This is a genomic window from Sphingomonas sp. CL5.1 (assembly GCF_013344685.1).
Lineage (GTDB): Bacteria > Pseudomonadota > Alphaproteobacteria > Sphingomonadales > Sphingomonadaceae > Sphingomonas.
The window spans coordinates 2,840,872-2,853,293 of sequence record NZ_CP050137.1 but is presented as its reverse complement, the minus strand read 5'-3'; the positions used below and the strand labels follow the sequence as shown (position 1 = coordinate 2,853,293).

General features: G+C 66.2%; 10 protein-coding genes. 7 read left to right on the top strand and 3 right to left on the bottom strand.

The features are described 5' to 3' along the window. Positions 1-146 precede the first annotated feature (146 nt). Positions 147-815: a TetR/AcrR family transcriptional regulator gene (locus F9288_RS13800; protein WP_174837315.1), complete on the top strand. Its 669-nt coding sequence runs from the start codon at positions 147-149 to the stop codon at positions 813-815. Positions 816-920: 105 nt separating this feature from the next. Next, a complete protein-coding gene (locus F9288_RS13795; protein WP_174837314.1) occupies positions 921-2,078 on the top strand; it encodes a CaiB/BaiF CoA-transferase family protein in 1,158 nt (385 codons plus the stop codon). Between the two features lie 11 nt (positions 2,079-2,089). Here the strand turns inward: F9288_RS13795 and F9288_RS13790 are convergent, their stop codons facing one another. Then, entirely contained in the window at positions 2,090-3,601 is a 1,512-nt protein-coding gene (locus F9288_RS13790) for an aldehyde dehydrogenase (protein WP_217482527.1), read from the bottom strand. A gap of 369 nt (positions 3,602-3,970) precedes the next feature. Here F9288_RS13790 and F9288_RS13785 point away from each other — a divergent pair, with 369 nt between their 5' ends. The 5 genes from F9288_RS13785 (at position 3,971) to F9288_RS13765 (ending at position 10,123) form a co-directional block, all read left to right on the top strand. Next, positions 3,971-5,992 carry a TonB-dependent receptor gene (locus F9288_RS13785; RefSeq protein ID WP_174837313.1) on the top strand — a complete coding sequence of 674 codons (2,022 nt, stop codon included), beginning with the start codon at positions 3,971-3,973 and terminating at the stop codon, positions 5,990-5,992. A 16-nt stretch (positions 5,993-6,008) separates the two neighbouring features. Next, on the top strand, positions 6,009-6,377 hold the full coding sequence (locus F9288_RS13780) for a hypothetical protein (RefSeq protein WP_174837312.1): 369 nt from the start codon (positions 6,009-6,011) through the stop codon (positions 6,375-6,377). A 95-nt stretch (positions 6,378-6,472) separates the two neighbouring features. Beyond that, positions 6,473-8,095 (top strand): acyl-CoA dehydrogenase family protein, encoded by a 1,623-nt coding sequence (locus tag F9288_RS13775; RefSeq protein WP_254620886.1) that lies wholly within the window; start codon positions 6,473-6,475, stop codon positions 8,093-8,095. 321 nt (positions 8,096-8,416) lie between these two features. Beyond that, positions 8,417-9,250, top strand: a complete 834-nt coding sequence (locus tag F9288_RS13770) for a LuxR C-terminal-related transcriptional regulator (RefSeq protein ID WP_174837311.1) — start codon at positions 8,417-8,419, stop codon at positions 9,248-9,250. Positions 9,251-9,346: 96 nt separating this feature from the next. Continuing rightward, positions 9,347-10,123 carry an enoyl-CoA hydratase-related protein gene (locus F9288_RS13765; protein WP_174837310.1) on the top strand — a complete coding sequence of 259 codons (777 nt, stop codon included), beginning with the start codon at positions 9,347-9,349 and terminating at the stop codon, positions 10,121-10,123. Positions 10,124-10,157: 34 nt separating this feature from the next. Here the strand turns inward: F9288_RS13765 and F9288_RS13760 are convergent, their stop codons facing one another. Further along, entirely contained in the window at positions 10,158-10,637 is a 480-nt protein-coding gene (locus tag F9288_RS13760; RefSeq protein ID WP_174837309.1) for a MaoC family dehydratase, read from the bottom strand. A gap of 110 nt (positions 10,638-10,747) precedes the next feature. Continuing rightward, positions 10,748-12,400, bottom strand: coding sequence for an AMP-binding protein (locus F9288_RS13755; protein WP_174837308.1), 1,653 nt, complete (start codon positions 12,398-12,400; stop codon positions 10,748-10,750). Positions 12,401-12,422: the final 22 nt, after the last annotated feature.

Genomic DNA, 12,422 nt, shown 5'->3' with positions numbered 1-12,422 from the left:
GAACGGTTGTTAGGCATTTTTTGCTTCACCCGTCAATGCCCGCATGCGATATTCTGTCCGGCGAACGGCGCGGGGGCATGGCTGGACCGATAACCGGCAAGCGACTATCCATCCCCCGCCGCCGAACGGATCGAAAGGAGGGCGCGTTGTCTGACGTCGAGCCGAAGGAAAAGAAAAAGGCCCAGAAAAAGGGCGATATCACCCGCGCCACCATCCTGGCGGCGGCGGCGAGGCGCTTTGCCGAGAAGGGCTATGCCGATTGCTCGCTACGCGACATCGCGGCGCTGAGCGGGCTGAAAGCGGGAAGCGTCTATTATCACTTCCCATCCAAGGAGGTGCTGCTCGACGAGGTATTGCTTGCCGGTATCGAACGGCTGACCAAGACGGTGCTGCAGCATGTCGCCGCGCTGGGCGAGCAGGCGGGTCCGACGGAGCGATTGCGCACGATGATCCGCGCGCATGTCACCTGCTTCCTCGATGTGCGCGACGACGCCAACACCTATCTGCGCATCTACGAATACCTGCCGCCGGTGATGAAGCGACGCACGCGAAGCAATCGGCTCGCCTATGCCCAGCTCTGGTTCGACGTGTTCGATCGCGGCGTGAAGGACGGCGAATTTTCGGCCGCGATCGACCGCGTCACCTTCATATCCTTCCTGCTCGATTCGATGAACGGCGTGATTGAATGGTTCCGCCCCTCGCGCATGACGATCGATGGCGTGTGCGACATGATCGAATCCTCCATGCTCGAAGGAATATTGACCAACGAGGCACGCACCAGCGGCTTGTCCCGACGACGCGAGTTGGCGCGCTGAGGCGAGTACTTCAATTTTTCTAACGGTGGGCCGATAAATATTGCGATCCGTGCCGCGATCCGCCATCCTCGTCGCCAGCAGCGCGAAACGCGGAAAGGACACGGCATGGGTCCGCTGGGCGATCTCAGGATAATCGAAATCGCGGGTCTCGGCCCGACGCCGTCGTGCGGGATGCTGCTCGGCGACATGGGCGCGGACGTGATCCGCGTCGACCGCATCGCCAGCGCCGATCTTCCCGTCGAGCTGCCGACGCGCTTCAACCTGCGCGATCGCAACAAACGCTCGGTCGCGATCGACCTCAAGCGCTCGGAGGGGCTGGCCGCGTTGCTCCGGCTGGTGGAGCAGGCGGACGTCCTGATCGAAGGCTTCCGTCCCGGCGTGGCGGAGCGGCTCGGTCTGGGCCCGGAGGTTTGCCTCGCGCGGCAACGAGGGCTGGTCTATGCCCGCGCGACCGGCTGGGGGCAGGATGGCCCGCTGGCACGGGATGCCGGGCACGACATCAACTATGTCGCGCTTACCGGCGCGCTCGACCTGATCGGGCCGCCGGGCGGCGATCCGGTCGTGCCGCTCAACCTGCTGGGCGATTATGCCGGCGGCGCGGCTTATCTCGCGTTCGGCATCATGTGCGCGGTGCATGAAGCGCGGCGATCGGGCGAGGGACAGGTCGTGGACGGCGCGATCATCGACGGGACGACGAGCCTGCTCACCATGTTCCATGCGATGCGCCAGGCCGATCAACTCCTCCCCGAACGCGGCGCGAACCTGCTCGACGGCGGCGCGCCCTTCTACACGACTTACCGAACGAAAGACGGCAAGCACGTCGCGATCGGCGCGCTGGAAGGGCGGTTCTACGCGGCGCTGATCGCCCGGCTCGGGCTGGACGCCGCCGCCTTGCCCGATCGCGGCGACCGCGCCGGCTGGCCGGCGCTGCGCGACATCCTCGCCGACACCTTCGCGCGGCGAACGCGCGAGGAATGGGTCGCGATCTTCGCGGACTGCCCCGATGCCTGCTTCTCGCCGGTGCTGACGCTGGAGGAAGCCGCCACGCATCCGCACAATCGCGCGCGCGGCATGCTCGTGGAATTCGACGGGCTGCAACACCCCCGCCCCGCCCCGCGTCTGTCGCGCACGCCCGGCGCGATCAGCGGGCGACCGCCGCGCGTGGGCGAGCAGACGCGCGGGGCGCTGGCCGACTGGGGCTTCGACGCCGCCGAGATCGCTGACGGCATGGCGAAGGGCGTGTTCCTCGACTCCGGCTCCTGACGCCCGTGCCGTTACGCATCGAGGTTGAGCATGACCGTCTTGACCTCGGTGAACTCCTCGATCGTCGCCCAGCCGCCCTCACGGCCGAGGCCGGAGCGCTTGATCCCGCCCGCGGGCGAGTTGGGCATCACCGAATAGCCGTTGACGCCGACCGACCCGGTGCGCATCGCCTTGGCCACACGGAACGCGCGCGTGAGATCTGTGGTGTAGATGCCGCCGGACAGGCCATAATCGCTATCGTTGGCGATGCGGATCGCGTCCGCCTCCTCCTCGAACGGGATGACGCACAGGACGGGACCGAATATCTCCTCCCGCGCGATACGCATGTTATTGTCGACATCGACGAACAGCGCCGGGTTGACCCAATTGCCGTCGGCGAGATCGCCGCCCGGCCGGTCGCCGCCGAACACCAGCCGCGCGCCCTCCCAGCGCCCGATATCGATATAACCGAGCACGCGCTCCAGCTGCCGTTTCGAGATGATCGGGGCGGAAGTGGTCGCCGGGTCGAACGGGTCGCCGAGGCGCACCTCGCGTACCTGCTCGGCGGCATGGTGGACGAACTCGTCGAGGATCGAGCGGTGCACCAGCGCCCGCGTCGGCGTCGAGCACACCTGCCCCGACAGGAAGGTAGAGCATAGCCCCATCAGGTTGCGCGCCGCCACCCGCACGTCGCGCGTATCCGGGAACACCAGCGCCGCGCTTTTGCCGCCCAGCTCCAGCGTCAGCCGCTTCATGTTGCTCCCGGCCGTCGACATGATCTTCTCGCCGACCAGCGGGCTGCCGGTGAAGCTCACCTTGTCGACGCCGGGATGGGTGGAGAGCGCCTCGCCAGTCGCCGGCCCGCCGGTGACGAGGTTGAACACCCCCGGCGGCAGATCGGATCGCGCGAGGATATCGGCGAGCTTGGCGATCGCCAGTCCCGCCAGTTCCGACGGCTTCAGGACGATCGTATTGCCACAAGCCAATGCCGGCGCGACCTTCATCGCGAAGGTCAACACCGGCCCGTTCCATGGCGTGATCGCCGCGACCACGCCGATCGGTTCGCGGAAGGTCAGGTAATGGAGGTTGGTCGTGCCGGTATATTGCGGGAAGGTCTCGCCGGTGATCTTGTCGATCCACCCAGCGTAGTGATCGAACATGTCGGCCGCGACCCGCCCCGAGACGCGCCCGCCCTTGCTGAAGGTGATCGGCATGCCGTTGTCGAGCGTCTGAAGTTCGGCGATCTCGTCCTCGGCGGCGTAGATCGCCTCGACGATCGGCTGGAGGATGCGCTTGCGCTCGCGGGCGGCCATGTGCGGCCACGGCCCCGCGTCGAACGCGCGCCGCGCCGCCGCCACCGCCGCGTCCACCCCGCTGCGCCCCGCCTCGATGAAGCTCGTCACCACCTCGTTGATCGCGGGGTGGATCTGGTCGTATCGCCCCTCGCCGCCATCGAGCCATGCACCGTCGATATATAACAGCCCCGGCCGCACCCCCAGCCGGTCGCGCGCCGCGATGATGCTGCTGGTTTCCATCCTTGCCATCGGCTCCATCCTCTCCACGCGCCATCTCCCTGGGACACCGTTTATGGCGAGCCGCACGCGCCGGCATTCCCGGCATCGGGGGACGAGATCGCCCGTCCTTCCTCGCAGGCGCCGATGGAATGGTCCTAGACCCGGCAGACACTTCCCCGCTGTCCCCAACGATGGGGGCAGAACGGTGATCCCAAACGAGCGACGATGCGCAGCGAAGCCGGCGATCAGACCGGCGCGTGGCGTCGATCTGCCAATGTCTTCAGGGAGAGGATCGTGAGAACATCCGCATTGCTTTGCAGCACGATAGCCGTGCTCGCACCGTTTCACGCCCTCGCGCAGGATGCTGGCGCGACCGCGGTCGATCAGGCGCGGCCGGCCGTGACCGACGGCTTAGACGTCATCGTGACCGCACAGCGCCGCGCCGAGCGGCTGGTCGACGTGCCGCTGTCGGTCAATTCGATCAATTCGGTCGATCTGGAGGCGAAGCACATCGACTCCCTCGCCAACCTGACGCAAGCGGTGACCAGCCTGCGCTTCGAAGGACAGGCGCCCCAGTTCGAGCCGACGCTACGCGGCATCGGCACGCTGGTGCAGGGCGGCGGGGTGGACGCCAGCGTCGCCGTCTATGTCGATGGGGTATATCTGCCCAATTCCAGCGGCATGAACTTCAACCTGCCGAACGTCAGCGACGTCCAGGTGCTGAAAGGCCCGCAGGGCACGCTGTTCGGACGCAACACGACCGGCGGCGCGATCCTGATCTCCACCGCCCAGCCGTCCTTTACCTGGACGGGGAACGTCAAGGGAACCTATGCCAGCTATGACGATGGGCGCGTGCAGGGCTATCTGTCCGGCCCGATCACGTCGAACATCGCGATCGGCGTCAGCGGCTTCTATCGGGAAAGCCCCGGCTTCACCGTCAACATCGCCAACGGCCAGCACGACGCCCGGCTGAAGCTGTTCAACATCCGGCCCAGCCTGCTGTTCAGCAACAACGACAACCTCAAGATCCGGCTGATCTACGAGCACAGCTATGCGTTCGACACCTCGTCGCTCGGGCTGTTCAACGTCGACGGTTATGCCCTGGCCCGCAATTTCCCCGGTGCGCTGATCAGCAGCCAGTTCCCCCGCTTCGCCGCCGACACCGCCCCGGTCAACCTGACCAGGGCGGACGCCTTCACCGCGATCGGCGACCTGCAACTGAGCAAGAGCACCGCGCTAAAGAGCGTCACCAGCTACCGGCACGATTCCAACCTGTTCGTCTCCGACGCGGACATGTCGAACCTGCCGTTGCTTTCGGTCGCGCAGATGCTGAAGTTCAAGACCTTTTCGCAGGAATTCACCGTCTCGCACAAATCCGGCCCGCTCGATCTCGTCGCGGGCGCGAATTACTATAACAGCATCGCGGATTCCCCCTTCACCACGATCACCTCTTTCGGCGTTTCGAACATGATCGATTCCTCGAAGATCAAGAGCGAGGCGATCGGCGTGTTCGCCGACGGCACCTATGAGTTGACGCAAGGGTTGTTCCTGACCGCCGGCGCGCGCTTCAGCAGCGAGCGCAAGGACCTTGCGGTGCAATATGGCGGCGTCCCGCCCGTGGTGAGCGATCATCGCCACTGGAACGCCGTCACCCCACGCGCCGCGTTGCGGTATCAGTTCGATCCCGGCGACAACGTCTATTTCTCGTTCAGCAAGGGCTACAAGCCGGGCGCCTATGCCGGCTTCCCGCCGAACCTGGTGAAGCCCGAACATGTCACCGCCTATGAGGCGGGCTACAAGCACGCCTCGCCGCTATTCGATCTCAACGCAGCGGCCTTCTATTACAAATACACCGATTTCCAGGTCACGACCTTCGACTTCACGACCAATCTCGGCGTCACGATCAACGCGCCCGGCGAGCGCACCTATGGCTTCGAGCTGGAGACGACGATCCGCCCGGTGCCGGAGTGGCGCATCAACCTGTCGGGCGCTTATCTCAACGCGCGATTCACCGACTTCAGGGAAGCCACGATCCAGGTCGCGAACGGCGCCGGGCAATGGGTCTCCGCGCCACGGGACGCGACCGGGACGATCGTGCCGCGCTCGCCGAAATGGTCGGGCAACGTCTCCACCAGCTACGACCTGAACATCGGGATCGGCAAGGTGCGGCTCGGCGCGAACATGAGCTTCGCCAGCAGCCTCTACAACCTGATGAACGAGCAGTTCCGTAATCCGGCCTATGCCACGGTGGGGCTGAACGCCGCGTTCACGCCGACGGGAGATCACTGGAAGATCGAGGCGTTCGTGACCAACCTGACCGACAAGCACCTCTATGCGCAATATCAGGGCGGGCCGTTCGGCACCTACGCGATCTTCCAGCCGCCTCGCGTGATCGGCGGATCGCTTTCGTACAGTTTCTGATCGCAAGGAGCGGGATATGACAGACGCGCAGGTCGAGCGGCTGATCGACGGGTGGTCCATCGCGATGGGCGGGGATTTCTCGATATTGCAGGACATTTGCTCCGCCGATTGCCGAATCTGGCACAGTTCGGACGACAAATGGATGCCGCATCGCGAAGCGATGCAGGCGTTCAACGCCGCGCACGCGGCGGGGCGGATTCCGCCGTTCGAGAATGTACGGATCGTGCCCACGGCAAAGGGCTTCTTCTGTCAGGCCGCGATCACGCTCGACCGGATCGGGAAGGTGCATATCACCCAATTGGTCGCCGTGAGCGATGGGGAAATCACCGAGGTCGAGGAATATATCGCGCCGGAAATGGACCTGGCCGCGCGTCTTCAGGCCTGAAGCGATTTCCCAAACGAGAAGCTCCGCTTCGCCCATCCGAAGTCGACGCGCGGCGCCGATCGCGTCAGCAAGCGCCCCGGACGGAGGAGGCAGGGATGAGCAGCGCGATCATGGCCGGCGAACGGATCGACGATCTCGCGCCTTGTCTCGCGGCGGCGCAGGCGTTCCGCGCATCGACGCATGCGGCGCTGACGGAGCGGCTGCGTAGCCGGTCGATCGATGCCGATCAGCGCGCGGCGCACGGCTTCGCCTGGATCGCCACCAGCGTCGCCGCGCTGGAAGCGGTGCTTGATTGGGTGCGCGCCAGCCACGGCATCAACCCGCTCGACGCGATGGTCGCGCGGCTCGCCTTCGCCGAGACGATCGGCCAGCTCGCCGGCGGCCTGCCGATGGGGCAGAACGAGTTGTTGCGCCCGTCCGATCTCGGCATCGGTGCGGCGGGAAGAATGCTGGCCGACGCCTGCGCCGCGCTGCTGGAAGAGGACCTCGCCCCCGTCCGAGCGGCGCTGGTCGAGGCACTGGCGCAGGGCCATTGGCCGAGCGAGACGCTGCACGACGCCGATCTCGACGCGATCCGCGACCAGTTCCGCCGCTTCACCGACGCGGAGATCATCCCCAACGCGCATCGCTGGCATCTCGCCAACGACCTGATCCCCGATGCCACGGTGCGGGCGATGGCCGATCTCGGCACGTTCGGCGTGTGCATCCCCGAGCAATATGGCGGGCTGGGCCTCAGCAAGCTCGTCATGTGCCTCGTCACCGAGGAGCTGTCGCGCGGCTGGATCAGCGCCGGCTCGCTCGGCACTCGTTCGGAGATCGCGGGCGAATTGATCGCGATGGGCGGCACGGACGCGCAAAAGGCGCATTGGCTGCCGAGGATCGCCAGCGGCGAGGTGCTGCCCACCGCCGTGTTCACCGAGCCTGACACCGGTTCCGACCTCGGCTCGCTTCAGACCCGCGCGAGGCGGGATGCCGGCGAATGGGTGATCGACGGCGCCAAGAACTGGATCACCCATGCCGCGCGCTCGGACCTGATGACGCTCCTCGCGCGCACCGTGCCCGATGCGCAGGGTTACGCCGGCCTGTCGATGCTGCTGGTGCCCAAGCCGCGCGGGACGGAGAGCGGCCCCTTCCCCGCCTCCGGCATGAGCGGCAGCGAGATAGAGGTGCTCGGCTATCGCGGGATGCGCGAATATGCCCTTCAGTTCGATGCGATGCGCGCGCCGGCCGAAGCGCTGCTCGGCGGTGAGGAAGGGCAAGGCTTCAAGCAGCTCATGCGCACCTTTGAGGGCGCGCGCATCCAGACGGCCGCGCGCGCGGTGGGCGTCGCACGGCGGGCGCTGGAGCTTGGCCTCGACTATGCGCTTGCGCGCAAGCAGTTCGGCAAGGCGATCGTCCATTTCCCCCGCGTGTCGGACAAGCTCGCCGCCAGCCTCGTCGATTTCGTCGCCGCGCGCGAGCTGAGCTACGCCGCCGCGCGCGCCAAGGATTCGGGCAAGCGCTGCGACATCGAGGCAGGCATGGCCAAGCTGCTCGGGGCGCGCGCCGCGTGGTCGAACGCGGACGCTGCGCTACAAATCCACGGCGGCAACGGCTACGCCCTCGAATATGAGATCAGCCGCGTGCTGTGCGACGCACGCATCCTCAACATCTTCGAGGGTGCCGCAGAGATCCAGGCGCAGGTCATCGCACGCGGCCTCATGGGCGGCCGGAATTGAGCGAAGGAAGGAGTCGCACGGTAAGCGGTTCCTTCCCGACCCGGCCCAGCCTTCGACGCCGAGGTGTCTGCAAATCATGGCGGCTGGTATCCGGGAAGACGACGCCGGCACGCGATGAAGGCCCATTTCGCGAGCGTCGAAGCGCGACTTCGCCGTTCACCAATTGGATTCGCGCCGCGCGGCCATCACATTCGACGCGAAGGACGGTAGCATGAACCGTCCGGTCCGACCGCGCGCCGCGAGCGGGAGAGGAGGAGCGACGGTCGCCGCGTGTATCGGGAGGAGACATCCCGGCCAGCAGCGATCGGTCAGGAGGTCGATATGGTGATGACAATGCTGGCGGACCCGACGCGAGCGCGGGAGAACGCGCGGCTGATGAGCGCCGATCTCGGCGGCCTTGTCGGCGCGCTCGGCACGCCGCGCTTCGCCGATGAGCTGCTGCGCTTCCTGAGGGAAGTGTCGAACGTCGAATATGTCCATTTCTTCAAGATGATCGGCAACCAGCCGAGCGTGCTGCGCTCGGTGAGCCTCGACGCATCCGGATCGGCCGAGCGGCAGGCCGATTTCTATATCTCCCGCCGTCTGTTCGGGGTCGATCCCTGGGTCGCCGACTGGATCGAGACGCGGCCGGAAGCCGCCGCCCTGTTCCATGTCACGCGCGCCGGGACGCGCTGCATGGAGATGCGCAACTATTACGATGCGATGCAGGTTTCCGACCGCGTGATGGTGTGCGGATCGAGCGAGGAAGGCATCCTCGGCATCTCGCTCGCCAAGTCGCAGCAGCAGGGCGGCTTCCCCGAATCCCGCGAACGGCTGGAGATATTGCGCGATCTCGCGCTGCCGCTGTTCATCAAGCATCGCGAATATGGCGGGCAGCGCAACAGGCTGACGCGCGAGCTGCTCGACGTCGCGCAGATCGAGCGCCGTATCGAGCGCGCGCCCGAGCGGCTTCCACGCCGCGAGGTGGAGGTCGGCGCGCGCATCCTGCGCGGGCTGACCGCCTCGGGGATCGCGCTCGACCTCGGCATCGGGCGCGAGACGGTGATCTGCTATCGCAAGCGCCTGTACGAGAAGCTGGCGCTCGGCTCGTACCACGACCTCCTGTCCTGGTATATGAGCTGCTGCGCCGACGAGGATGGCGAAACGATCAACTGAAGCAGCTTCGCACCGGACGAAGCCGCGCTTCGCGATCCGCAATTTGCCCGCCCGGCGCTTTGCCTTCACGCAACGCCGCTATCGGAGGGCAAAGCCATGACCGCCTATCAGGATATCATTCGCGAGACCGTCGACGGCGCGGCGTACATCACCATCAACCGGCCGCAGGTGATGAACGCTTTCCGTCCGCAGACCGTGGAGGAACTGCTCGACGCCTTCGCCTCGGCGGGAGCCGATCCCGCGATCGGGGCGATCGTGTTGTCGGGCACCGGGGACAGGGCCTTCTGCACCGGCGGCGACCAGAGCGGGCATGGCGATGGCTATGGCGGCCGGGGCGTCATCGGCGTGCCGATCGACGAATTGCAATCGCTGATCCGCGACGTGCCCCAGCCGGTGATCGCCAAGGTGCGCGGCTATGCGATCGGCGGAGGCAATGTCCTGGCGACGATCTGCGACCTCACCATCGCTTCCGAGAATGCGGTGTTCGGCCAGGTCGGCCCGAAAGTGGGGTCGGTCGATCCCGGCTTCGGCACCGCCTATCTCGCGCGTGTCGTGGGGGAAAAGAAGGCGCGCGAGATGTGGTATCTGTGCCGCCGCTATACCGCGCGGGAGGCGTTGGCGATGGGGCTGGTGAATTGCGTCGTGGCCGACGAGCAGCTCGACGCGGAAGTCGCTCGCTGGTGCGGCGAGCTGATGGAGCGCAGCCCTACCGCGCTTGCGATCGCCAAACGTTCCTTCAACGCGGACAGCGAGAATATCCGCGGCATCGGCGCGCTCGGGATGCAGGCGCTGGCGCTCTATTATCGCACCGAGGAATCGAAGGAAGGCGGCCGCGCGTTCATGGAAAAGCGCAAGCCGCGCTTCCGGGGCTGAGTCCCTCCGGCCCGACGGCCCGGAGGGTTCGCCGTCAGGCCACGGGGCGCTTGGCCATCAGGCCCGAGCGACGGAGGCTGGCGACCAGTTCGCCGCGCTGATTGTGGCCACGATGCTCGAACTCCACGATCCCGGCATCGGGACGCGATTTCGATTCCCGGCGGTCGATCACTTCCGTCTCGACATAGATCGTGTCGCCGAAGAACACCGGTTTCGGGAATTTGATCTCCGAGAAGCCAAGGTTGGCAAGGGTCGTGCCCAGCGTCACGTCCGCCACCTGGATGCCGCACACCAGCGACAGCGTGAACATGCTGTTGACGATGCGCGTGCCGAACATCTGCGTCTTGGAATATTCCTCGTCGAGATGCAGCCACGCCGAATTGTGGGTGAGCGTGCTGAACAACAGGTTGTCGGTTTCGGTCACCGTGCGGGTGATGGCGTGCTTGAACACCTTGCCCGGCTCCAGGTCCTCGAACCATTTGCCGGTCGCGAGCGCCGCGTAATCGATAGCCATATCGTCCCTTTCCGTCATTCCAGCCGTAAGCACGGGCGAGTTCGTGGGGCGCGGTGTCCCCCTCCTCACGCCGCAAGCCTGATCCGCCGCCGGGGATTGTTCAAAGCGTCTTAGGGGAACGCGTCTTTCGCCATTTGCGAAGCATCGCGCGCCAGCACCTGCTTCACGAGCGCGTGGCGCTGGACTTTGCCCGTCGGCGTGTAAGGCAGCTCATCGAATAGCTCGAGCCGTTCCGGCAGCTTGTAGGTCGCGATCGTCCCCTTCAGGAAATCGACGAAATCCTCCAGCTTTGGCGCCTCGACGCCAGGCCGGGGAACGAGGCAAAGGCAGTTGCTCTCGCCGAGCCGCGCATCGGGCAGGCCGATCACCGCCGCGTGCAGCACCTTGGGATGAGCGTAGAGTATCTCCTCCACCTCGCGCGGGTAATATTTCTTGCCGCCGCGATTGATGATCTCCTTCAGCCGGCCAACGATGCGCAGATTGCCCGCCGGGTCGATCGTCCCGAGGTCGCCGGTGCGAAACCAGCCGTCAGCCGTGAAGGCCTCTTCGTTCGCCACGGGATTGTTGTAATAGCCGAGCTGGATGCCGGGACCGTCGCACTGGATCTCCCCCGGCTCGCCGTCCGGCACGGGCCGCCCTTCGGTGTCGCGGATGCGCAGCTTCATGCTCGATCCGACGCGACCGACCGAACCCGCCACCGCCTCCGGATCGTCGGTCGGGCGGGTATAGGTGTGATACCCTCCCGTCTCCAGCATCCCGTACAGCTCGATCAGCGTGGCGGATGGGAAATGGGCGCGGAAGGCGCGGATCAGCTCCAGCGGGCAGGAGGTGCCGCCGGTGATGACCATCCGCAGCGAGGAGACGTCGTATCTCGCCAGATCGGGCACGTTTAGCATCGACACGATCGAGGCCGGCGCGGTGGGGATATAGGTCACGCGCTCAGACTGGATCAGCGCCAGCGCCTGCTCCGCGCGGAACTGCTCCATCACGACGACGCGGCAGCCCGCCATCATCGCCTGCACGATGGTGAGATAGCCCCAGTTGAGCGCCAGCGGCAGATAGAGGAGCATCACCTCGTCCGCGCCAAGCCCCATGTCGCGGTTGAGCATCCGCGCCGGCCACAGCGAGGTGTTGTGATTGTGGGTGACGCCCTTGGGATTGCCCGTCGTGCCTGACGTGAACAGGATGCGGCTCAGCCTATCGGGGTCCAGCGCCGCCGGCTCGAAACCGGCCGGGCGCCCCGTCCCCGCGATCGCGCCGTCAAGGCTCTCCGCGGCGGGCCGCCCCTCGGCGCGCACCACGCCGACCCAGGCAAGCGACGGCACCTGCGCGCGCAGCCCGTCGATCATCGCGCCATAGTCGAAGCCCTTGTACGTGGGGCAGCTCACATAGGCCCGACAATCGGCCGACTTCAGCAGATATTCCACCTCGCGGCTGCGGAAGTCGATGCTGATCGCCAGCCCGACCGCGCCGATCCGCTCCAGCGCGAAGAAAACGACGACGAATTCGTTCCAGTTGGGGATCTGCAACGCCACGACGTCGCCCGCGCCCAGCTCCGCCGCGCGCAGCCGTACCGCCACCCGGTCGATCGCCTCGGAAAGCTGGCGATACGTCAGCCGCGTCACCCCGTCGAACAGCACTTCCTTGTCCGGCGTGTCCGCAACCCGCCGCGCCAGCAGGATCGAAAAGGTCTCGTCCGGCCAGTCGCCATTCGCGCGATATCCCGCCGCCCGCTCCGGCTCCCGCCGGGTCTTGTATTGCATCGTCCCGCTCCTCACTCGCCCG

Bases quoted from the DNA above. Each gene is read 5' to 3' on its own strand.
- F9288_RS13795 (WP_174837314.1), top strand. From the start codon at position 921: ATGGGTCCGCTGGGCGATCTCAGGATAATCGAAATCGCGGGTCTCGGC.
- F9288_RS13790 (WP_217482527.1), bottom strand. From the start codon at position 3,601: ATGGCAAGGATGGAAACCAGCAGCATCATCGCGGCGCGCGACCGGCTG.
- F9288_RS13780 (WP_174837312.1), top strand. From the start codon at position 6,009: ATGACAGACGCGCAGGTCGAGCGGCTGATCGACGGGTGGTCCATCGCG.
- F9288_RS13775 (WP_254620886.1), top strand. From the start codon at position 6,473: ATGAGCAGCGCGATCATGGCCGGCGAACGGATCGACGATCTCGCGCCT.
- F9288_RS13770 (WP_174837311.1), top strand. From the start codon at position 8,417: ATGGTGATGACAATGCTGGCGGACCCGACGCGAGCGCGGGAGAACGCG.
- F9288_RS13765 (WP_174837310.1), top strand. From the start codon at position 9,347: ATGACCGCCTATCAGGATATCATTCGCGAGACCGTCGACGGCGCGGCG.
- F9288_RS13760 (WP_174837309.1), bottom strand. From the start codon at position 10,637: ATGGCTATCGATTACGCGGCGCTCGCGACCGGCAAATGGTTCGAGGAC.
- F9288_RS13755 (WP_174837308.1), bottom strand. From the start codon at position 12,400: ATGCAATACAAGACCCGGCGGGAGCCGGAGCGGGCGGCGGGATATCGC.